Annotated in this window: 19 protein-coding genes; 1 reads left to right on the forward strand and 18 read right to left on the reverse strand. The window is 75.6% G+C overall.

Translation table 11 applies throughout. The features are described from left to right. Positions 1 to 160: 160 nt before the first annotated feature. From ADEH_RS22245 to ADEH_RS22255, 3 genes are read right to left on the reverse strand one after another with little or no spacing between them, the layout of a single operon-like run. Positions 161 to 745 carry an ExbD/TolR family protein gene (locus ADEH_RS22245; protein ID WP_011423353.1) on the reverse strand — a complete coding sequence of 195 codons (585 nt, stop codon included), beginning with the start codon at positions 743 to 745 and terminating at the stop codon, positions 161 to 163. 14 nt (positions 746 to 759) lie between these two features. Further along, complete coding sequence (locus tag ADEH_RS22250; RefSeq protein ID WP_011423354.1) at positions 760 to 1,248, reverse strand: ExbD/TolR family protein; 489 nt, start codon at positions 1,246 to 1,248, stop codon at positions 760 to 762. Positions 1,249 to 1,251: 3 nt separating this feature from the next. Then, positions 1,252 to 1,926: a MotA/TolQ/ExbB proton channel family protein gene (locus ADEH_RS22255; protein ID WP_011423355.1), complete on the reverse strand. Its 675-nt coding sequence runs from the start codon at positions 1,924 to 1,926 to the stop codon at positions 1,252 to 1,254. A gap of 259 nt (positions 1,927 to 2,185) precedes the next feature. Here ADEH_RS22255 and ADEH_RS22260 point away from each other — a divergent pair, with 259 nt between their 5' ends. Then, positions 2,186 to 3,847: a hypothetical protein gene (locus ADEH_RS22260; RefSeq protein ID WP_041453778.1), complete on the forward strand. Its 1,662-nt coding sequence runs from the start codon at positions 2,186 to 2,188 to the stop codon at positions 3,845 to 3,847. A 448-nt stretch (positions 3,848 to 4,295) separates the two neighbouring features. On the opposite strand, the gene ADEH_RS22265 is transcribed toward ADEH_RS22260, so the two are convergent. The 15 genes from ADEH_RS22265 to ADEH_RS22335 form a co-directional block, all read right to left on the reverse strand. Continuing rightward, complete coding sequence (locus tag ADEH_RS22265; protein ID WP_232287388.1) at positions 4,296 to 5,924, reverse strand: two-component system sensor histidine kinase NtrB; 1,629 nt, start codon at positions 5,922 to 5,924, stop codon at positions 4,296 to 4,298. A gap of 181 nt (positions 5,925 to 6,105) precedes the next feature. Further along, a complete protein-coding gene (larC, locus tag ADEH_RS22270; RefSeq protein ID WP_011423358.1) occupies positions 6,106 to 7,293 on the reverse strand; it encodes a nickel pincer cofactor biosynthesis protein LarC in 1,188 nt (395 codons plus the stop codon). Positions 7,294 to 7,306: 13 nt separating this feature from the next. After that, the gene (gene larB / locus ADEH_RS22275) at positions 7,307 to 8,050 is read right to left on the reverse strand and encodes a nickel pincer cofactor biosynthesis protein LarB (RefSeq protein WP_011423359.1); all 744 of its coding nucleotides are present in this window, start codon (positions 8,048 to 8,050) and stop codon (positions 7,307 to 7,309) included. A 9-nt stretch (positions 8,051 to 8,059) separates the two neighbouring features. Next, positions 8,060 to 8,680, reverse strand: a complete 621-nt coding sequence (locus tag ADEH_RS22280) for a chemotaxis protein CheC (RefSeq protein WP_011423360.1) — start codon at positions 8,678 to 8,680, stop codon at positions 8,060 to 8,062. Beyond that, positions 8,677 to 10,701, reverse strand: coding sequence for a chemotaxis protein CheA (locus ADEH_RS22285; protein WP_011423361.1), 2,025 nt, complete (start codon positions 10,699 to 10,701; stop codon positions 8,677 to 8,679). The genes ADEH_RS22280 and ADEH_RS22285 overlap by 4 nt, the downstream gene beginning before the upstream one ends. A 25-nt stretch (positions 10,702 to 10,726) precedes the next feature. Beyond that, positions 10,727 to 11,095 (reverse strand): response regulator, encoded by a 369-nt coding sequence (locus ADEH_RS22290; RefSeq protein ID WP_011423362.1) that lies wholly within the window; start codon positions 11,093 to 11,095, stop codon positions 10,727 to 10,729. Positions 11,096 to 11,185: 90 nt separating this feature from the next. Further along, entirely contained in the window at positions 11,186 to 11,599 is a 414-nt protein-coding gene (locus ADEH_RS22295; RefSeq protein ID WP_011423363.1) for a chemotaxis protein CheW, read from the reverse strand. A gap of 10 nt (positions 11,600 to 11,609) precedes the next feature. Next, a complete protein-coding gene (locus ADEH_RS22300; protein ID WP_011423364.1) occupies positions 11,610 to 12,998 on the reverse strand; it encodes a methyl-accepting chemotaxis protein in 1,389 nt (462 codons plus the stop codon). An 87-nt stretch (positions 12,999 to 13,085) separates the two neighbouring features. Beyond that, positions 13,086 to 14,075: a thiamine-phosphate kinase gene (gene thiL, locus ADEH_RS22305; protein WP_011423365.1), complete on the reverse strand. Its 990-nt coding sequence runs from the start codon at positions 14,073 to 14,075 to the stop codon at positions 13,086 to 13,088. A 6-nt stretch (positions 14,076 to 14,081) separates the two neighbouring features. Continuing rightward, entirely contained in the window at positions 14,082 to 15,467 is a 1,386-nt protein-coding gene (locus ADEH_RS22310) for an ATP-binding protein (RefSeq protein ID WP_011423366.1), read from the reverse strand. Then, complete coding sequence (locus ADEH_RS22315) at positions 15,464 to 16,156, reverse strand: GTP-binding protein (RefSeq protein ID WP_011423367.1); 693 nt, start codon at positions 16,154 to 16,156, stop codon at positions 15,464 to 15,466. The genes ADEH_RS22310 and ADEH_RS22315 overlap by 4 nt, the downstream gene beginning before the upstream one ends. Before the next feature lie 149 nt (positions 16,157 to 16,305). Next, positions 16,306 to 18,201 carry an ATP-dependent DNA helicase gene (locus ADEH_RS22320; RefSeq protein ID WP_011423368.1) on the reverse strand — a complete coding sequence of 632 codons (1,896 nt, stop codon included), beginning with the start codon at positions 18,199 to 18,201 and terminating at the stop codon, positions 16,306 to 16,308. 101 nt (positions 18,202 to 18,302) lie between these two features. Next, a complete protein-coding gene (locus ADEH_RS22325; RefSeq protein ID WP_011423369.1) occupies positions 18,303 to 18,713 on the reverse strand; it encodes a hypothetical protein in 411 nt (136 codons plus the stop codon). A gap of 54 nt (positions 18,714 to 18,767) precedes the next feature. Further along, on the reverse strand, positions 18,768 to 19,715 hold the full coding sequence (locus tag ADEH_RS22330) for a site-2 protease family protein (protein WP_011423370.1): 948 nt from the start codon (positions 19,713 to 19,715) through the stop codon (positions 18,768 to 18,770). An 83-nt stretch (positions 19,716 to 19,798) separates the two neighbouring features. After that, the gene (locus ADEH_RS22335) at positions 19,799 to 21,859 is read right to left on the reverse strand and encodes a penicillin-binding protein activator (protein WP_011423371.1); all 2,061 of its coding nucleotides are present in this window, start codon (positions 21,857 to 21,859) and stop codon (positions 19,799 to 19,801) included. Between the last annotated feature and the right edge of the window lie 53 nt (positions 21,860 to 21,912).

The raw sequence follows: 21,912 nt of genomic DNA on the forward strand, positions 1-21,912 counted from the left end.
ACTCGGCTCGTTGCGCGATGTTGCGCGGCCGGCGGGTATACGGGACGCGGATACTACCGATCCGCCGTGGATCTTGGCAAGTAACGCGTGCCCCGGGCCGGGGCCCGGGAGGCCGGGCGGCGCCCCGCCAGCGGGGGGCGCGCGCTCGCCCGGCCTGCGCCTAGCCCTCGCCCGGCCCGGCCGGCGCGGCCGCCGCGACGGCGGTGCCGGCGTCCAGCGCGGCGAAGTTCACGTTGAAGTAGCCGGCCACGCCGCAGGAGAACAGGACGCGCTTCACGATCCGGAACGGCACGCCCTTGTCCGCCTGGATGTTGACCGCCCCCTCCCACTTCTTCTCGGGGTCGTTCTGGTGGATGAAGTCCCAGCGCTTCTTCTCGTCGCGCAGGCGCTCCTCCAGCGCGGGGATGTTGAGGTAGCCGCCCTCGCTGTCCAGCTCGCGGACGTCGGCCACCTTCACGCCGGTCACCACCACCTGCTCGGCGCTGATCGCCACCACCGGCGCGATCTCGATGATCTGGCCGTGGCGCGCGTCGGGCAGCTTGATGTCCTTCTGCATGTACAGCACCTCGCCCGTGGACGAGAACTGCTGCAGGAGGAAGATGACGAGCATCGTCATCATGTCCACCATCGGGACGACGTTCAGCTCGGCGTTGGTGGCCTTGTGCGCGCGCGCGAACTTGCCGCCGAGGATCTTCGACTTCTCGAACCGCTTCGCGGGCCGCTTGCCGGGGGTGACGATGGGCATGGTCTCGCCTGGCCTCAGACGCCGGTGACGGACACGGACACGAGCCCCTGGCCCATGCACGTGTCGATGACCTGCACGAGGTCGCCGTAGCTCACGGTGTCCTCCGCCGAGACGGTCACCGCCGCGGCGTCCGGGTGCTCGCTGCGAAGCTGCTTCAGCCGGTCGTCGAGCGCCTTGTAGTCCTGGCGCGCGGCGCCGCCGGCGCGGTCCATGGGGATCTCCACGTTCAGGCCGGCCGACGTGGTGAGGCTCATCCCCCGCTCGCTCACCGCCAGCGTCACCATGAGCGCCTTCTGCTGCTCGGTGGTGGGCGGCTCGGGCGCGCCCGCGCCGAACTGCTGCACCTGCAGGCGCGAGATCTGCGTCCACACCGCGGTGTAGAGCAGGAACGTGATGCAGCAGGAGAGCAGGTCGATGGCGGGGACGACGTTGATGACCGCGTCGAGCGCCTTCTTCTTGCGCTTGCCGCCGCCGCCCGCCTCCGGGATCGCGCCGCCGCCCATGCGCTACTCCTCCGACGGGACCGTCGCCGGCAGCTTCATCTTGTCGCGGTTCGCGACGATGAGGTTCAGCACCGAGACCGAGGTCTCGTTGATGTCGTCGAGCATCTGCTGCGACTTGCCCTGCAGCACCGAGTAGGCCACCAGCGCCGGGATGGCGGTGAGGAGGCCGAAGGCGGTGCAGTTCATGGCCTCGGAGATGGAGTTCGCGAGGATGGTGGCCTTGTCGGCCGGGCTCGCGTTCGCCACGGCGCCGAACGCGCCGATGAGGCCGACGATGGTGCCGAGCAGGCCGAGCAGCGTGGCCACGTTGCCGAGCATGGCGAGGTAGCCGGTGCGCTTCTCGATCTTGGGCGACTCGCGCAGCGTCGCCTCGTCCATGGCGGCCTGCACGTCGGCCTCGCCCTTCGGCACGTTGATGAGGCCGGCCTTGATCACCGAGACGAGCGGGGTCTTCTTCTGCGAGGCGCAGAAGCTGATCGCCCGGTCGAGGTCGCCCCGGTAGATGTGCTCCTTGAGGCCGCGGAGGAAGCCCTCCTTGTCCACGGAGGCCTGGAAGTAGAGCGCGAGCGCGCGGTCCACCACGAGGCCCACCACGACGATCAGCGAGGCGAGGATCGGGTGCATCATCCACCCGCCCTCGTGATAGTGCTTCGCGAGCGCTCCGAACATTTCGCCCATTGCCGTCTCAGCCTCCGAGGGTGGGCCGCGCGACGTCCCACGAACATGCGCTTGCCCGGACGTGGTCTGCGTACCACGCGTTTTTCGAGGGCGTCAACGCGACGGGGTACGCCCCACGCGCACCCTCGTCGCCGGATATCGCGCGCCCTTTTCGCCGATCACCGCGCCGCCTCGCTCGATGGTGCGGCCGCACGCGCCCGGGGGCAATTGCCCGGCGGCGAGCCGCGTCGTACCCTCACGCCTCCGGACGCACCTCGCCATGCCGCTCGACGACGCCTTCGCTCCGTACCGCCTCGCGCCGGGCGCGCTCCCGGAGGAGGCCGCGCGCGCCGCGGAGGCGCTCTCCGCCGAGCCCCTGCTCGCCGCGCCGGCGGAGCCGCTCCCGGCGCCGCTCGTGAACCGGGCGCTCGCGGACATCCCCGCCGGACGCGCCGCCACCGCCAGCGAGGCCTGCCGCGCCGCCGACGGCAACCCGGCGGGCCTCTCCGGGCCGCTCCGGGCCTGCCTCTCCTCGGACCGCCAGCAGGCGCGCGTGGCCGAGGCCGCACGCGCCGCGCTCGACGCGGGCTTCGCCGGCGTCTGCCTCGATCGGCCCGACGCGCCGCTCGCGCTGGGGCTGCTCGGCGCCGGCTTCTGCGTGGACTGCCAGCGCGCGGTGGGGCGCGAGCTGACGCGGGAGTACGGCGACCACTTCCAGCCGGTGGACTACCTCGCCATGGCGCGCGAGGCGGTGGCGCAGGCGCCGGGCGCGGTCACCTTCGACCACCTCCCCTTCGGGCGAGACTTCTGGAGGGTGCGGAACCGTGCGCTCGCGCTGGCGCTGCGCGGGTACGCCCGTTCGGCGCGCGACGCGGCCCGCACGGCGGGGCGCGCCTTCGAGGTGGTGGCCCAGTTCGAGGCGCTCGGCCCGGCGCAGCTCGCCGCGGCGCGGCTGGTGGACGCGACCATCTTCCCGGCGCCGGCCACGAGCGGCCCGGGCCTGGTCCGGCTGCTCCGCGCCGCCGCGGGGCGCCGGCCGGTGGCGATCGCGACGCAGCCCGGCGACGGCGCGCCCGCGGCGCTGGCCCGGCTCGCCGCGGTGGCCGCGGCCTGCGGCGTGGAGCTCTCCGGGCTCGAGCCCGGCGGCGCGGCCGGCCAGGAGGTGGCCGCGATCCGCCGGCTGGCGCGCCAGCTCGCGCTGCGCGCGGGGCGGCCGCCGTCGCTGGCGGCCCCGGTGGCGGAGCTGGCGGTGCTCTACTCGCCCGAGGCGGACCTGTGGACCGGCGGCCGGCACCGGCGCTCGGTGGAGCGGGCCGGCGACGCGCTCGCGGCGCTGCACGCGCAGGCGCCGGTGGTGATGCGCGTCCAGGACGCGCCGCCGGGCGCGGTGCTGGTGCTCGCCGACGCCGGCGCGCTCTCGGCGCTCGAGGCCTCGCAGGCGCGGCGGCGGCTGGAGGCGGGCGGCACGGTGATCGCGTTCGGCGCGCCCGCCGCGGTGGACGAGGGCGGGCGGCAGACCGGCGCGTTCCTGCCCGCGGGCAAGCCGGGCGGCGTGCGCGTCGGCTCCGGCACGCTGGTGGAGCTGCCGCCGCTCTCGCCGGAGAAGGGGCCGGGCGGCGCGCCCGACCTCGCCGCGCTGGAGCGCACGCTCGCGTCGCTCCTCGGCCGCGGCCGCCGCGCCGCGCGCGTGGCCGGCCGCGCGCAGGTGCTGGTGGTGCTGACCCGGACCGGCGAGGCGCTCGACGTGCACCTCGTCGCGCCGGAGCGCGCCCAGGGCGCGACGCTGTTCCTCGGCGAGCACGTGGCCGGCGGCGTGCGGCGCGGGCGGTTCGTCTCCTCCGACGGCTCGGACGTGCGCATCCCGCTCAACCCGTCCGGCTACTCGATCTCGACGGTGCTGCCGAGCTTCAAGGGCTACGCGGTGCTGTCGGTGAGCGCGTAGGTCCGTCCCTCGACTCCGTTCACCCTGAGCGTAGGCGGGCCGCAGGCCCGCCGGAGTCGAAGGGTCACCCTGAGCGTACGCCCGCCCCAGGCCCGCCGGAGTCGAAGGGTCACCCTGAGCCCGTCGAATGGCGAGCGCTCCCTCGACTCCGGCCGTGCCTGGCGGCACGGCCTACGCTCGGGATGAGCGGGGTTCCATCCAACTCGCTCACCCTGAGCGTAGGCGGGCCGCAGGCCCGCCGGAGTCGAAGGGTCACCCTGAGCCCGTCGAATGGCGAGCGCTCCCTCGACTCCGGCCGTGCCTGGCGGCACGGCCTACGCTCGGGATGAGCGGGCTTCCCTGATCCGCTCACCCTGAGCGTAGGCGGGCCGCAGGCCCGCCGGAGTCGAAGGGTCACCCTGAGCGTACGCCCACCCCAGGCCCGCCGGAGTCGAAGGGTGAGCCGCCGTCACCCGCGCGGCGGGCGGGGCAGCCGCGGGTGCGTGGGGGTGTCGCCGGGCGGGCGCTGCCGCGCGTCGGCGGGGCCGACCGGGCGCAGCTCGGTGGGCGTGGCGGCGCGGGCCGGGAGGCGGACGGTCACGGTGGTGCCGCGCCCGGCCGCGGTGGTGAGGCTGACGCTGCCGCCGTGGCGCTCCACGATCCCCTGCACGATGGGCAGGCCGAGCCCGATGCCCACGCCGGCGCGCGTGGTGAAGAACGGCTCGAACGCGCGCGCCGCCACCTCCGGCGGCATGCCCGCGCCCTCGTCGGCGACGGTGAGCACCACCTCGCCCTCCTCGCGCGCGAGCCCGACGCGCACCTCGCCGCCGGGCGGGACCGCCTGCGCCGCGTTCGTCACGAGCGCGAGCACCACCTGCACCAGGCTGGGCCGGTTGCCCTCCACCACGTACGGCCCGTCGCCGCCGTCGCGCACCAGCGCCGCGCCGGCCTCCTTGAGCGCGGGCTTCGCCATGCGCCCCGCCTCGTCCACCGCCGGGACGAGGTCCACCGCCTCGGTGCGCGCGCCGGTGGGGCGGGCGTAGGTGACGAGGTCGCGGGCGAGGCGCTGGATGCGCTGGCCCGCGTCCTTGATGGCGCGGAGCTTCTCGACGTCGGCCGGGTCCTGCCCGCGCGCGGTGAAGCGCTCGAGCAGCACGTCCGAGTACATGGTGACCGCGGTGAGCGGGTTGTTGAGCTCGTGGACCACGCCGGCCACGAGGCGCCCGATGGCGGCGAGCCGCTCGGCGTGCTCGGCGGCGGCCTGCATGGAGCGGAGCAGGGTGAGGTCCTGGCCGATGAGGATGACGCCCTCGACCTCGCCGGAGGCGCCGGCGATGGGCGCGGTGTTCACCGCCACCCGCACCTCGCCGCCGTCGCGCCGGAGCAGCCGCGTCTCGACCCCGTCCACCCGCTCGCCGCCGAGGCTCCGCGCCAGCACCGCGGCGAGCCGCGGGCGCTCGTCGTCGGGCGCGCGCAGGAGCGCCTCGCCCCCCAGCACCTCGCCGGCGGCGAGCCCGGAGAGCTTCGCCAGCGCCGCGTTCCAGACGATCACCGAGCGATCGCGGTCCACCGCCCAGATGAGCGCGTTCGCGTGCTCGATCAGCTCCTCGAGGTAGGTCTTGAGGTAGGTGAGTTCGTCGATGGAGCGGACGTTGCGCACGCCCAGCGCCGCGTGGCCGGCCACCCGGCGCAGCAGCGGCCGGTCCTCGGCCGGCACGCCGGGCCCGCCGGGCGCGTACTCCAGCGAGAGCACGCCGTAGAGCGCGCCCGAGACCGCGAGCGGCACCGAGGTCGCCTCCTCGTAGCCCTCGAACAGCGGCTCCTCGCGCTCCACCACCCGGACGCCGCCGGCCGCGAGCGCCGCCGCCGACAGCCCGGCCTCCTCCACCGCGTCGCGGGCCAGCACCAGCCGCCCGGGGCGGTCCGGGCGCAGCCGCCCGCTCGCGTAGAACGTGGTGAGCGCCAGCGTGCGCGGGTCCACCAGCCGGATCGAGAACGCGCGGCCGGGGAACACCGCGTCGAGCGCGCGGGCCAGGGCGCCGCTGATCTGGTCCTCGGCGCGGGCCTCGGCGAGCTCGCGCGACAGCGTCAGCAGCACCGCGTCGGACGGATCGGGCGCGACGGGCGGCGGCGGCGGGCGGCGCCTCCGGCCGGGCTTCGGCCGCGGCCGCGGCTTCGGGCGCGCGCCCGGGGCGCGCGTGCGCTTCGCCGCCTTCCGCCCCGGCCTCCTGCGCGTCCCCGCCATGCCTCCCCCGGTCGGCGACTCTACCACGCGACCGTCACGGGCGCCGGGAACGGTACGCGGCCAGCGCCGCCGCCATCACCTCGCGCACGGCCACGCCGGCGGCGCGGGCGCGCGCGGCGCAGTCGTCGTACTCCGGGTGCGCGCCCAGCTCCCGGCCGCCGAGCCGCGCCACCTTCACGCGCACCGTGCCGTAGCCGGTCTCGACCGGCTCGAACGCGCGCTCCAGCGCCTCGCGCTCCACCGCGTGCCGCCGCACGCCCAGCGTCGTCGTCTCGGCGAACAGCGCGCCGGTCACCGCCGCGCGGCGCGCCTCGTCGCACAGCGCGCCGAGGAGCACCCCCGGGCGCCCCTTCTTCATGGTGAGCGGCGCCGCCCAGGCGTCGAGCGCGCCGGCCTCCAGCGCCGCCTCGATGGCGCGCGCCACGAGCTGCCCCGGGCAGTCGTCGAGGTTCGCCTCCAGCACCCAGAGCGTCTCCGGCCCGGGCCCGCCCGCGCCGGCCGCGGGCGCCGGCTCGGCGAGCGTGGCGCGCAGCACGTTCGGGCGATCCGGCCAGGCGCGCGTGCCGACCCCGTAGCCGACCCGCAGCGGCACGTGGGCGGGGAGCGGGCCCACCTCGGCGAGCACCGCGAGCAGCGCCGCGCCGGTGGGCGTGACCGCCTCGCCGGGCGGGCCGCCCGGGCGCACCGGCTTGCCCTTCAGGAGCTCCAGCACCGCCGGCGGCGGCACCGGCATGGTCCCGTGCGCGGTGCGGACGAGGCCGCGCCCCAGCTCCGGCGGCGCCGCGCGCACCTCCGGCCAGCCGAGGAGGTCGAGCGCCACCGCGGCGCCGCACACGTCCACGATCGAGTCCACCGCCCCGACCTCGTGGAAGTGCACCTCCGAGACGGGCACGCCGTGGACGCGCGCCTCGGCCTCGCCGATGCGCTCGAAGATCCCGCGCGCCGCCTCGCGCGCCCGGGGCGGGAGCCCGCTCGCCGCCACCAGCGCCAGGATCTCGGCGAGGCCGCGCGACGCGGGCTGCTCGCCCTCCACCACCACGTCCACGTGCGTGCCCTGGATCCCGTGCTCGGCCTTCCGCGTCACCGCGAGCCGCCAGCCCGGGACGCCGAGCGACTCGAGCGCGCGCGCGAGCGCGGCCGGGTCCACGCCCAGGTCGATCGCGGCGGCCAGGAACATGTCGCCGGCGATCCCGCCCACCGGCTCGAGGAGGAGGAGCGCCATGCGGAGCCTCGCTTCAGCCGCGGGCGACGAGGCCCGCCACGAACGCCGCGCCGAAGCCGTTGTCCACGTTCACCACCGTGACGTTCGGCGCGCAGGAGTTCAGCATCGTGAACAGCGGCGCGAGCCCGCCCAGCGAGGCGCCGTAGCCGACCGAGGTCGGCACGCCGATCACCGGCCGGCCCACCAGGCCGCCCACCACCGAGGGCAGCGCGCCCTCCATGCCCGCGGCGACGATCACCGCGCGGGCCCGGTCGAGGTCGTCGCGCCGCGCCAGCAGCCGGTGGATCCCGGCCACGCCCACGTCGTAGACGCGGATGGGCTCGACGCCCATCACCTCCAGCGTCACCGCCGCCTCCTCGCACACCGGGATGTCCGAGGTGCCGGCGCAGCACACCGCCACCGGCCCGCGCGCCGGCAGGTCCATCCTCCCCCGGCGCAGCGTGCGCGAGACCGGGTCGTAGACGCTGCCCTTCACCGCGCGGCGGGCCGGGCCGGCCTTCTCCGGGGCGAGGCGGGTGACGAGGAGCGGGCCGCGGGCGGCGAGCTTGCGGGCGATGGCCGCCACCTGCGCGGCGGTCTTCGACTCGGCCAGCACCACCTCCGGCATCCCCACCCGCAGGGTGCGGTGCGTGTCGAGCGTGGCGAGGTCGCCCATGCGCTCGAACGGCGCGCCCTTCAGGGCGGCCACCGCCTCGTCGAGCGACGACTGGCCGCGCTTCACGCGGGCGAGGAGCGCGCGCAGGGTCTTCTCGTCCATGCGCGCTGTCTATCGCAGATCGAGATGCGAGAGGAGCTTCGCGACGCGGGCCGGCTCGGGCATCACCAGGATGAGCCCCTCCAGGGCGGGCTCGCCCGCGACCACCGGCCCGTCCGCGCCGGTGGACAGGACGAACCGGGTGGCGAGCGCGATCGAGCCGGCGTGCGAGACGAGCCGCTCCACGCACTCGCGCCCGCTGCCGCGCGCGAAGCCGGGCACCGAGAGCAGGAGCTTCTCCCCCACCAGCGCGGCCACCGCCGAGACGAACGCGCTCCCCACGATGTTGCCCGACTCGAGGAGCGCGCTCTCCGCCATGCCCGCCCAGGCGCCGCCGGGCGGGAACCCGAGCACCGCGGCGAGCGCCTCGGCGTCGCGCTCCTGGAGCGCGAGGAGCAGGTCGCCGGTGAGCGGCCCCTCCAGCTTCACGCCCACCGCGACGAGGTCCTGCCCCAGGCCGCCCAGGAACGCGGCGATGGCGCCGGTCTCGGCGCCCACCCACGCCTCGGGCACGTCCATGTGGATGGGCCGGCGCGCGAGGCGACCGAGCGCGGTGATGGCCTGGCCGCAGCCGATGCTGGCGAGCTCCTGGAGCGCGTCCAGCTCGCGCGGGCCGAAGCCGGGAGCGCTCACGCGAACAGCCTCTGGACGTCGAGGATGAAGACCGGCCGCCCGGTGCCGAGCACGGTCACCGCGGAGAGGCCGGGCACCAGCTCGAGCGGGCTGCCGAGCGGCTTCAGCACCGCCTCGTGCTGGCCGAGCAGCGCGTCCACCGCCAGGCCCACCCGGCCCGGCTCGCCGCCCTCGGCCACCACCACCGCGCGCACGTCGCCGGCCGCGGCCGGGAAGCCGAGCAGCCGGGAGAGGTCGCGCACCGGGACGAGCTCGCCGTCGTAGGGGAGCACCGGCTCGCCGCGGCTCCGGTCGAGCCGCGACAGCTCCACCTGCGCGGCGCCGTGCACCTTCGCGATGGGCAGGCCCAGCACCTCCTCGCCCACGCGGACGAGCAGCACCGGCTGCACCGCCACGGTGAGCGGCAGGCGGAAGGTGACGCGCGCGCCAACGCCCGGCGCGCTCTCCACCTCGAGCGTGCCCCCGAGCGCCTCGACGGTCCGCTTCACCGAGTCCATGCCCACGCCGCGGCCGGACAGCTCGGTGACCTGCTCGGCGGTGGACACGCCCGGCAGGCAGCAGAGCATGAGCGCCTCGCGGTCGGAGAGCGCCGCCGCCTGCTCCGGCGCGAGCACCCCGCGCGCCACCGCCGCCTGGCGGAGCCGCTCCGGGTCGAGCCCGCGCCCGTCGTCGGACACCTCCAGGATGACGCGGTCGCGCTCGCGGCGGGCGGTGAGCGCGAGCCGGCCGGTGGCGGGCTTCCCGGCGAGCAGCCGCAGGTGCGTCGGCTCGATGCCGTGGTCCACCGCGTTCCGGAGCACGTGCTGGAGCGGGTCGGACAGCTCCTCCAGGATGGCGCGGTCGATCTCGATCTCGGCGCCCTGCACGTCGAGCTCCACCTGCTTGTTCACGGCGCGGGCGAGGTCGCGGACCACGCGCGGCAGCCGCTCGGTGACGAGCGCGAGCGGGGTCATCCGCACCGTCATCACCTTGTCGTGCAGGTCCTTCACGATGGCGTGCAGCCGGTCCACGCCCTCGTCGAGCGGCGCGCGCACGTCGCGCGGCAGCCCGCGGCCCACCTCGCGGATGCGGGCGGTGGCGAGGATGAGCTCGCCCACCGCGTCGAGGAAGCCGTCCAGGATCTCGGTCTTCACCCTCACCGTGCGGGCCGGCTCGGCGGGCGCCTCGCGCGCGGGGGCCGGCGCGGGCGCGGCCGGGGCGGCGGCGAGCGGCGGCGCCGCGGCCGCCTCGCGCACCGCCACCGCGGCGAGGTCGGAGATCTGCGCGAGCGCCCGCTCCAGCGCGGCGAGCGGCTCCGGCGAGTGCAGCTCCACCTCGAGCCGCTTCCCGGGGATGCGCCCGGCCTTCAGGTCCTCGACGGTGGGGGCCGAGCGCGCCACCGCGCCGAGCGCCGCGAGCTTCTTCACCACGAGGAACGCGCGCACCGCCGGCACCGGGCAGCCCGGCGCGATGTCCACCTCCACCTGCACCCGCCGGTGCGCGCGCGGCGCCGGCTCGGCGGGCGCGGGGCCGGCGGCGGGATCGGCCGCGGGCGGGGCCGCCGGCGCGGGGGCGGCCGGCGGGGACGCGGGCGCGGCGGGCTGGGCGGCGAAGGGATCGCCCGCCGCCGGCGCGGCCGGCTCGCCCGCGCGGCAGCGGCGCGCCGCCTCCACCACCCGCGCCACCAGCGCGGCGTCCGGCTCCGGCTTCTCCCCGCGCCCGGCGCCCTGCACCATGGCGGCGAGCGCGTCGCCCGCGGCGAGCAGCACGTCCACCGCGGCGGCGTCGAGGCGGCCGGGCTCGCCGCGGAACACGTCCACCAGGTCCTCGGCCTTGTGCGCGAGCGTGGCGATGCCGTCGAACGCCATGGCGGCGCTCATGCCCTTCACGCTGTGCGCGTGCCGGAACAGGCTGTCGATGGTGGCCTTGACGGGGCGCCCCTCGCGCACCGCCCGCTCGATCTCGACCAGGTCGCGCCCGTAGCCGGCGAGGTGCTCGCTCGACTCGGCCACGTAGAGGGAGAGGTACTTCTGGAGGTCCACGGCGCGCCCGCCCCCGGGCCCGCGATCAGGCGTCGCCCATCACCTTCTTGACGACGGACAGCACGTCCTCGGCCTTGAACGGCTTCACGATGAAGTCGCTCGCGCCGGCCTCGATCGCCTCCATCACCAGCGACTCCTGCCCGAGCGCGCTGCACATCACGATCACCGCCCGCGCGTCGTGCTTGATGATCTCGCGCGTCGCCTCGATGCCGCTCTTGAACGGCATGACGATGTCCATGGTGGTGAGGTCGGGCTTCAGCTCCTTGTACTTCTCGACCGCCTCCAGCCCGTTCGCGGCCTCGCCGACGACCTCGAACCCGGACCCGGAGAAGATGTCCTTGATCATGTTCCGCATGAAGATCGCGTCGTCGACGATCAGGACTCGCTTCGCCATGGACTCAGGCCCCTCCCGGGAATTCGGGGACGTTACCATCGGTCTTGCGCGGCGGACAAGGCGCCGCCCGCCTGCGCACCTCTGCGCACGTCACCTCCCGCCGAACAGCGCGGAGGCCTGCTCGGCCAGCGCCTCCGCGCCGAGCACCGTCACCGCGCCGGTGCGCGCCTCGGCGAGGCCGCGCACCAGGCCGCCGCCGGCCTCCGGCGGCGCGAGCGGCTCGACCCCGAGCACGCCGCCGATGAGCAGGCCCAGCGCGCGCTTGCCCTGATCCAGGATGAGCACCATGCCGGCGCCGTCCCGGAGCGGCTGGGGCGCGAGCCCGACCAGCGCGGCGAGGTCCACCACCGCCACCACCCGGCCGCGCAGGTTCATGACGCCGCGCACCGCCTCGGAGGCGCGCGGGACGCGCGCGAACGGCGGCTGCGGCAGCACCACCTCGCGCACCGCCGCGAGCGGCAGGGCGTAGCGCTCGCCGGCGACGCGGAAGACGACGTGGCGCACGCCTCGGACCTCAGCCCAGCCGGAACCGCGAGACCACCGTCTGCAGCTCGACCGAGAGGTTGGTGAGCTCCTGCGCGGCGCTCGCCATCTGCGACACCGCGGCGATCTGCTCGGCGGTGACCTTGCGGACCTGCTCGGTGGCGCTCGCGTTCGACGAGGCCACGTCGGAGATGTGGTCCATGGCCTGGACCATGTCGGCCGAGCCGTTCAGCTGCTCGCGCGCGTCCTGCGAGATGACGCGCACCTTCTCGGCGCCGCTCGCCGCGATGGTGGCGATGTCCGAGAGCGTGCGGATGATCGCGTTCAGGTCCTCGCGCCCGTCGCCCAGCTCGGCCACCGACTCCTTCATGGTCTCGACCACCTTCGCGGCGCGGCCGGAGATGTCGGTCGCGAGCGAGGAGATCTGCTCGGCGGAGCGGCCGGCCGCCTCGGCGAGCTTGCGCACCTCCTCGGCCACCACCGCGAACCCGCGCCCGTACTCGCCGGCGCGCGCCGCCTCGATGGTGGCGTTCAGCGCGAGCAGGTTGGTCTGGTTCGCCACCTGGGTGATGGCCTCGACGATCTTGGAGATCTCCTTGGTGCGCTCGCCGAACGCGAACACCTGCTCGCTGGCCGCCTCGATGCGGGCGAACACCTTCTTCACCTTCTCGCCGGCGAGCCGGGCCGCCTCGCCGCCGGAGGCGGCCGAGGTGCTGGTCTCCACCGAGGCGCGGGCCGCCTCCTCGGCGCTGCGGGCGGTGCGCTCGATGGAGGCGGCGATCTCGCCGATCACCTTCGAGGTCCGCTCCACCAGGTCCGACTGCTGCCCGGCGCCCACCGCGATCTTCTCCATCGACGAGGCCACCTCGTCGGTGGAGGCGTTCACGTCCTCGGCGCTGGTCTGCAGGTCGTTGGCGCTGTCCGAGACCGACTGCGCGGTCCGCTGGATGCGCGAGACGAGGTCCCGCAGGTTCTCCTGCATGGTGCGGATGGCCTCGGTGAGGTCGTCGATCTCGTCGTGGAACGCCTTCTGCTCCTCGGAGACCACCGCGCGCGAGAGGTCGCCGCGGCTGATCTCCACCGCGCTCGCCTTGAGGCGCCCGACGCGCGCCACCCGGGCGATGGCGAGGGTGAGCCCCTGCCCGAGCGCGAGCGTGAGCACGAGGATGATGACGACGCCCGCGGCGCGGCTCGCCACCCAGGCCTGCACGAGCGGCACCGCGAACAGGAGCACGCCGCCCACGATGAAGTAGGAGACGAGGATCTTCGTCTGCAGCGAGACGGTCAGGCCGGCGGCGGGCGGCGCGGGGCGGAGCGGCGGCTCGGCGGCGCGGCCGCGGACGGCCACCAGGTGCGGCGCGTCCTGCCAGCGGGCGCTCGGGCGGGTGGACTGGAGTCGCTCGTCTCTCGCTCGGGCCACGATGCCTCTCTCGTCTCGCCGCTCGGGAAGGGGTCGCCCCGCGGGGCGGTGACCGGCGGGCCGATCCTAGACCCGCGGGAGGTGATGTCAAAGAGGGCGCGGTGCGCGGAGGTGGTCGTGCCCGGAAGGCGCCGGGCGCTCGGCGCCGTCGGCGCCCAGGATGCGGACGCCGGCGCCGCGCTCGAGCCGGCCGATCACCGTGAGCGGAACCCGCGCCCGCGCGGCGGCGCGCTGCGCCCTCGCCAGGCGGGCGGCCGGCACCGCGGCCACGAGCTCGTAGTCCTCGCCGCCCCCGAGCGCCGGGCCGAGCGGATCGGGCAGCGAGCGGGCGAGCCGCCGGTAGGCCGCCGACGTCGGCACCGCGGCCGCGTCCAGCACCGCGGCCACGCCGGACTCGTCGCAGAGGTGGCCGACGTCCTGGACGAGGCCGTCGGACACGTCGATGGCGGCGCGGGCCACGCCGGCGAGCGCGCGGCCGAGCGCGAGGCGCGGCGCGGGCCGGCGCTGGCGGCGCGCGAGCGCGGCGGGCGCGCCGGGGGCGAGGCCGAGCGCGGCGTCGCCGAACGTGCCGGACGCGACGAGGAGGTCGCCGGGTCGCGCGCCGGAGCGCAGCAGCGCGCGGCCGCGGCGGACCGCGCCCAGCGCGGTCACGGTCACCGACAGCTCGGAGGCGCGCGAGACGTTCCCGCCCACCACCGCGATCCGGTGGGCGCGGGCGCAGGCGCCGAGGCCGCGGGCCACGCCCTCCAGCCGCTCCGGCGGCGTGCCGCGCGGGAACGCCAGCGCCACCAGCGCCCACAGCGGCCGGGCGCCCATCGAGGCGAGATCGGAGAGGTTCACCGCGAGCGCCTTCCAGCCCACGTCCTCGGCGGTGAAGCGCGCGTCGAAGTGGACGCCCTCCACCACCGCGTCCACGGTGGCGGCGAGGTCCTCGCCGGGCGGCGGCGCGAGCAGCGCGGTGTCGTCGCCGGGCCCGAGGCGCACGCCCGCGCCGGCGAGCGGCAGCGCGCGGGTGAAGCGCTCGATGAGCTCGAACTCGCCCGGGGGCGGGCGCGGCGCGGCGGCGCGGCGCGGCACGGCGCGCTAGCGCCCCACCGCCGGGGCCGGCCCCACCGGCGTGAGCGCCGGGGCCGGGGTGGCGCGGATGGGCAGGAGCACGGTGAAGATCGAGCCGGTGCCGGCCGCGGAGCGGACGCGGATCTCGCCGCCGTGCGCCTCCACGAAGCTCTTCACGATGGCGAGCCCGAGGCCGGCGCCGCCGTACTCGCGGGTGGAGGAGCCGTCCACCTGGTAGAAGACGTCGAACACCTTCGCGAGGTGCTCCTCCGGGATGCCGATGCCGCTGTCCACCACGTGGATGGCGAGCCGCTCGCCCTGCAGCACCTCGGCGTTCACGGTGATGCTGCCGCCGGGCGGCGTGAACTTCACCGCGTTCGAGCAGAGGTTCACCAGGCACTGGCGGAGCTTGTCGCGGTCGGCGTGGATCCGCGGCAGGGGCGACGGGTCGCAGGAGACCTTCAGCCCCTTCTTGCGCGCGATGGGGAGCAGCGTCGCCACCGCGTCGCGCATGAGCTGGACCGCGTCCACCTCGGAGAGCACGAGCCGCACCCGGCCCGCCTCGATCTTGGAGATGTCGAGGATCGAGGTGATGAGCTGGAGCAGGTTCTCGCCCTTCTCCATGATGATGCCGAGGTACTCGCGCTGCTCGGCGGTGAGCGGGCCGCCCAGGCCCTCCAGCATCATCTCGGAGTAGCCGATGACGCTGGTGAGCGGCGTGCGCAGCTCGTGGCTCATGGTGGCGAGGAAGTTCGACTTCAGGCGGTCGAGCTCCTTCAGCTTCGCGTAGCTGTCCTCGAGCTTCTGGTTCTTGTCCTGCAGCTCGCGGTAGCTGTCGGTGACCGCCTCGATGTGCAGCTTCGCCGCGATGAGGTTCTTGTGGCCGGTGAACACCATCACGTCGAGGAGATCCATGAAGTGCTTCAGGATCTTCTCGGCGGTGGGCACCGACACCCGGCGGATCTTCGCGAGGTAGCCGGTGGCCTGGGCGACGTCGAAGTCCTCGGCGATGCCGGTGAGCGCGGGCGGCAGCGCGGCGAGGTCGTCGGGCACGAACGGGCCGAACACCACCCGGCCGATGAGGTCGCCCTCGTACATGATGGGGTGGACGAGGTAGCGGCAGCCGGAGAAGCACGCGAAGGTGACCGCGGCCGGCTCCTCCGGCACGGCCTCCGCCTTCACCCGCCCCACCGTCTCCATGCACTGCTCGCGGCCGGCCGGCTTCGACCAGATGTAGCCGCAGAAGTCGGCGTTCCCGACCTTCACGTCCACCAGCTTGTTGCCGGCCTCGTCGAACACCTTCAGGCCGATCCGGTACAGGTCGGCGAAGGAGTGGCAGACCTCCGCGAACGCGCGGAGGTCGAGCAGGTCGGACAGCGGGATCCGCTGGTTGAGGAACGACGCGCCGATCATGGCACCGTCGCCTCGGGCGGCAGCCGCGCGCCGCGCAGGTCCACGCGCGAGAAGATCTGGCCCAGGAACTCCTTCTCGGTGATCTGCCAGACCGCCTCCAGGCCGAAGCCCCGGTCCAGGCTGCGGTAGCAGCGCTGCAGGAGGAGGTAGAGCGTCTCGACCACGCCGTCGCCGCGGATGGCCACCGCCGGCACGAACGGCGGCTGGATCACCTTGCGCAGGTCGTCGAGCTCGTGGTCGGCGCGCGCGTCCGGCAGGTCGCGCTTGTTGAGCTGGACGACGATGGGCAGGGTCCGGTAGTCGAGCCCGTTCGCCTCCAGGTTCGCGAGCATGTTGTTCCAGTAGGCGAGCGTGGACCCGGCCTCGCTGCGGCGCGAGTCGGCCACGAACGCCACCGCGTCGGTGCCCTGGAGCACGATGCGCCGGGTGGACTCGTGCATCACCTGCCCCGGCACCGTGTACAGCTTCAGCTTCACCTTCACGCCGGCGCGGGTGCGGAAGAACACCGGCATCATGTCGAAGAACAGGGTGCGATCGTCCTTGGTGTCGAGCGTCATGAGGCGCCCGCGGACCTTGGGGTCGATCTTCTGGAAGAGCGACTGGAGGTTCGTCGTCTTCCCGGACAGCGCGGGGCCGTAGTACACGACCTTGACCGCGATCTCCCGGCTGTCTTCGTTGAACTGGACCATGCGCGTGGGGGCGCACCGCCACGGACGGCGGCCGCGGCGGCCATCCTAGCCGATCACCGGCCGGGCCGAACCTTTCCGCCGCCCGCTCGCCCGCTTCGGGAGCGCCTGGCCGGTGGGAGCCTTCCTTCCCCTCGGCCGGGGGACCGCGGCTACCCGCCCAGCCACCAGCGCCGGGCCTCCTCCACGGTGCGGAGCAGCGGGCAGCGCGGCAGGGTGGCGAGGAAGGCGCGGCCGTAGCCCTTCGTGACGAGCCGCCGGTCCAGCACCGCCACCAGGCCCCGGTCCTCGCGGGTCCGCACCAGCCGCCCGAAGCCCTGGCGCAGCGCGAGCGCGGCCGCCGGGACCTGCAGCTCGGAGAAGCCGTCGCGGCCCTGCTCCTCGAGCGCGCGGAGCCGGGCGGACATCACCGGGTCGCCGGGCGGCGCGAAGGGCAGCCGGTCGATGATGACGAGCGAGAGCGCCTCGCCGGGCACGTCCACGCCCTCCCAGAAGCTCGCGGTCGCGAACAGGACGCTCGGCTCGGACCGGAACTCGTCGAGCAGCCGCGACTTGGGCCGGTCGCCCTGGCGCAGCACCTGGTACGGCAGGTCGCGACAGGCCTCGTGGAACGCGTTCATGTTCCGGTTCGAGGTGCAGAGCACGAAGGCGCGGCCGCCGGTGACGGCGGTGAGCGCGCGGATGGACTCGGCCGCGGCGCGCACGAACCCGGGGTCGTTCGGCTCGGGCAGCCCCTCCGGCGAGACCAGCGCGGCCTGCCGGGCGTAGTCGAACGGCCCCTCGAACCGGCGCTCCTCCACCTCCAGCTCCGGGAGCAGGCCGACCTGCCGGCGGAAGAAGTCGAAGCGCCCCTGCGCGGCGAGCGTGGCGCTCGTGAACACGGCGGTGTCGGTGCGCTGGTAGAGCCGCTCGCGCAGCTCCTCGGCGACGTCGATGGGCGCGGCCCGCAGGAACACGCCGCGCCCGCGCACCTCGCCGAAGTACACGCGCGACGGCTCCTTCATGGCGGTGACCGCGGCCACCTCGACCCGCAGCTCGCCGGCGCGCCGGGCGATCTGCGAGAGCGCCGGCGTGACCGCGTCGCCGAGCAGCTCGCGGAGCCCGGCCAGCGACTCGTCGAGGCGCGAGAGGTCGCGCTGCGCCCCGTCCATCACCGCGGGGGTGAGCGCCGCCTTCACGCCCTCCTCCTCCTCGCCGCGGCGCCGCCGCGGCGGCGGCCCGAAGCCGCGGCCGCGCGCCGGGGTCCCGCCCTGGCGCAGCCCGTCCGCCACCGCCTGGAAGAACCGCTCGCCGGCCTTGCGCAGCTCGCCGGTCGTCTCCCGCATCATCGAGGCGAGGTCGGGCCGGTCCGCCACCGCGCGCAGCGCGTCGCGCGACAGCTCCTCCACCCGGTACGACGAGACCTGCAGCCCGAAGTACTCGGTGGCGACGTCCTCGACGGCGTGCGCCTCGTCGAAGATCACCACGTCGTGCTCGGGCAGGATCTCGACGCCGGCGCGCGAGGTGCGCATGGCGAGGTCGGCGAAGAACAGGTGGTGGTTGACGAGCAGGACGTCGGCCTGCGTGGCGAGCGCGCGGGCGCGGGTGACGAAGCACTCCTCGTAGCGGGCGCACTCGCGCCCGAGGCAGTTCTCGCTGGTGGCCGAGAGGTCCTTCCAGGTGTGGAACTGGTCGGGGAGGTCGATCTCGCTCCGGTCGCCGGTCTCGGTGCGGCGGGCCCACGCCTCGATGCGCGGCCAGAGCGCCGCCTCGTCGCGCGCCGCGAACGTGGGGGCGCGGGCGAACTCCTCGCCGCGGGCCAGGCAGAAGTAGTTGGAGCGGCCCTTCAGGTAGGCCGCGCCGAACTCGAGCCCGCAGGCGTCGCGGAGCAGCGGGATGTCCTTCTGCCAGAGCTGCTCCTGCAGCGTCTTGGTGGCGGTGGAGACGATCACGCGCCGGCCGGAGAGCACCGCCGGCACGAGGTAGGCGAGCGTCTTGCCGGTGCCGGTGCCGGCCTCGGCCACGAGGTAGCCGCGGCGCTCGATGGCCCGCTCCACCGCGCGCGCCATCTCGAGCTGGTCCTCGCGGTGCTCGTAGCCGGGGAGCGCCGCGGCGAGGCGTCCGCCGGGCCCGAGGATGGCGTCGAGCGAGGGGTGGGCGGGCAGGGGGATCAGGACGGGCTCCCGGTGAGCAGGGCGGCGAGGCGGAACGCGGCCCAGGCGGCCGCGGCGCCGAGGGCGAGGAGCGCGGCGACGACGAGCGCGCGCTGGAGCTTCCCGGCCCGGGGCGGCACGGTGCGCGGCAGCGACGCGAGGCCCTGGATGGTGGCGCGCTTCACCACCTCGTCGCGGAAGCGCGCGGCGATCGGGTCGCCGGGGCGCTCGGCGAGCACCGCGCGGTAGCGCCCGCCGGCGAGGGCCAGCCCCTCGAGATCGGCGAAGCGGGCCAGGTACGCCCGGTGCGTGCCCTCGTCGTCCCAGGCCTCGACCACCCGGGCCCAGGCCTCGGCCTCGGCCTCGGCCTCGACGGGATCGGGCGCGGGCTCCGGTGCGTCCGGGCGCGGGGTCTCGGGGGTGGGCATCGGGGGCGCGAGTCTAGCCGAAAGCCCCGCCGGCCGGAGCGGCCGGCCGGGCCGCTAGAGCGAGATGGGGACCGGGACGAAGGTGACGGCGAACAGGAGCAGCGTCGCCACCGCCAGGACCCGCCCGCGGGCGTCGAGCGGCTCGTCCCGCAGCGGGGGCGGGTGGCGCGCGCCGATGAGGAAGCGGGTGAGCAGCCACCAGAACAGCCAGTTCCAGGACAGCGTCAGGCCGGCCACGAGCAGCCCCGCCGACACCACCTCGGAGCCGATGCGCGCGCCGCGCCGGCCGAGCAGCGCGTACAGCACGTGCCCGCCGTCGAGCTGGCCCATGGGCACGAGGTTGAGGGTGGTGACGAGCAGGCCGAGCCAGGCGGCGAAGCCCACCGGGTGGACGAACACCTCGTGGCCGGCGGGCAGCGTGCCCCACACCAGCCGCTGCGCGGCCCAGGTCACCAGGCTGTCCCCGTAGACGCGCACGCCGGTGTCGGGGCCGAACAGCTCGCGCCCGTCCATCCAGGCGCGGAGCGCGTCGAGCGGCGAGGCCACCGACGTGCCGGCCACGCCGGCGGCGACCTGGTGGACCTCGGAGTGCGCGAGCCCCCACACGAGCAGCGGCACCGCCACCAGGAACCCGGCGATGGGGCCGGCCGCGCCGATCTCGAGCGTCGCCTTGCGCGAGGGGAGCGCCGAGCGGATGCGGATCACCGCGCCGAGCGTGCCGGCGCCGAACGGCACCGGGATGAAGTACGGCAGCGTCGTGTCCACCCGGTGCCGGCGCGCCAGCACGTAGTGGCCCATCTCGTGGGTGAAGAGGATGGCGACGAGCGCGCCCGCGAACGGGAGCCCGCCCTCGAGCACGCGCCCGAGCGTGGGGCCCAGCGGCGCGAGCGGCGAGAGCGTGAAGCCGGCCCACAGCGTGGTGGCCAGGGTGGCGAGGAACAGCGCCAGGTTGGCCGCCGGGAAGCGGCTCCGCGGCCGCGGTCGGAGCACGAGCTCGTCCATCCGGAAGGTAAGCTAATGGCGGCCCGCGACCCGGGCCAACGTTCGGCGAGCCAGGGCGCGGCGGGCCGCGCCGGCGCCCGCGCCTAGGGCTGCCCCGGGCCCGGCCCGGCCAGCTCCTCGGGCGTGAGCTCGCGGAGCCCGTCCTTGTCCACGGTGAGGAAGAAGAGCGGCTTCTCCGGCGTGCGCCGCGGGCCCATGGTGATGTCGCCGGTGGCGCCGACGTAGCCGCGCACCGCGGCGAGCGCGTCGCGCATCTGGTCGCGGGTCTGCGCCTTGCCGAGCTGCGCGCGCGCCATCCCGGCCGCGTCGAACGCGCTCGCCTCGAGGATGGTGGGCACCTGGCCGGCGTGGCGCCGCTCGAACGCCTCCACGAACGCCTTGGTGGCCGGGCGGGAGGAGCCGGCGTAGAAGCCGTCCACGAAGATGGCGCAGCGGACGTAGCGGCCGGCGCCGCCGGGCGCGGTGTCGAACAGCGACGGGTCGCTCGACCAGCCGTTCGCGCCGAGGAGCTGCACCGGCCGCAGGTCGGCGCGCCCGGTGGTCTTGCGGATCCGCTCCACGTCGTCGGGCAGGCAGGTCTGGGTGACGACGTCCTCCACCGCCAGCGCCGGGGCGATGAGCTTCACGTTGCGGGCGAAGTCCGGGATGAAGATGGCGTCGAAGTCCACCACCGGCGCGAGCCGGTCGCGGGCCTTCTCGAGCGCCTTCTTGCGGCGGAACGGGTCCTTCTCGGCCTTGGCGATGTCGCGCTGCTGCTCCTGCCAGTCGCCGCGCTCGTCGAGGTGGAGCTTGCCGACCATGTCCTTCACGAGCGGCGTGAAGGTGGTGCGGTCCGGCGCGTAGGTCTCGGCGCCGCGGACCTCGCCGCCGCGCCCCTCGACCTCGTCCCAGAACGCGTTCGCGAGCTCGGTGCCGTAGGTGATCGACGGGTACATCACCGCGAAGCGCCGCATGCCGCGCCGGCCCATGGCGAAGTCGGCGAGCGCCTTCGCCTGCGCCGAGGCGGTGAGCATGTTCTGGAAGACGTGGGGCCCGGCCTCGGTGAGCCCCTCCTGCTTCGAGAGCGAGATGAAGGGGAGCTGCAGCTCCTCGGCGGTGGCCGCGGCCCGCTCGGCCTCGGCGTTCGTCACGCCGCCCACCACCGCGATGGCGCCCTCCTCGAGCGCCAGCGCCTCCAGCGCCTGCGCGGCGCCGTCCGGCTCGCCGCGCGTGTCGCGCACCGCCACCCGCACCCCGCCGCCCTCGGCGGCGAGCTGCACCGCGCGCACGATCGCGACGCCCCACGGCTGGTAGTCGCCGGACAGCGGGACGGCCACGCCGATCACGTTCGGGCGCACGAACGTGAGCCGGGCGATGCGGTCCACGATGGCGCGCGCGTCCTTCGCGTACGGGCCGGCCGGCCAGCGCAGGAACACCTCGCGCGCCGCCTCCTGCGCGCGCGGGTAGTCGCGCAGGTGCAGGTGGATGCGGGCCGCCTTCATGGCGAGCGGCTCCTGCAGCGGCGCGTCGCGGGGCAGCTCCTGGCGGAGCCGGTCCACGTCGGCGAGCGCGAGGCGGTCCACCGCGTCGGCGCCGCGGGCCAGCACCGCGCGCCGCTCCTCGCCCTGGGTGAGGTCCGCGAGCTCGCCCAGCCAGCGCACCGCGTCCGGCCACGCCCCGGCCGCCTCGGCCGCCGCCGCGGCGCGCGCCGCCGCCTCCGGCCGGCGCGACGGGTCGAGCTGCGGGTAGATCGACGCGAGCGTGCGCAGGCCGTCGGCGGCGTGGCCGCGCTGCACGTCGGCGAGCGCGAGGCCGTACTTCGCCTCGGTGGCGCGCGGGTGGAGCGGGTACTCGGAGACGAGCGTCCCGTACGCCTGCGCGGCGCGGTCGGCCTTGCCGGCCGCGAGCAGCAGGTCGCCGGCCTGGTGCAGCGCGTCCGCCGCCGAGGGCACGCCGCGGAAGCGCTGCGCGAACGCGAGCAGCCGGTCCGCGCCCGGCTCCGGCGGCAGCGCGGCCACCTCCTGGCGCACCCGGGCCAGCTCGACCCGGGCGACCTCGTCCGCCTGCGAGACGTCCATCTCCTGCCCGTTCACGACCACCCGCTTCGGGCAGCCGGCGAGCGACAGGACGAGCAGCAGCAGGAACCGGCGGCCGAGGACGCGCATGGCTTCGGGATCTACTGCGGAACGCGCGAGCGTGGAAGAAAGTCCTGGGAGGA

This window comes from Anaeromyxobacter dehalogenans 2CP-C, assembly GCF_000013385.1.
In the GTDB taxonomy this organism is placed as follows: domain Bacteria; phylum Myxococcota; class Myxococcia; order Myxococcales; family Anaeromyxobacteraceae; genus Anaeromyxobacter; species Anaeromyxobacter dehalogenans_B.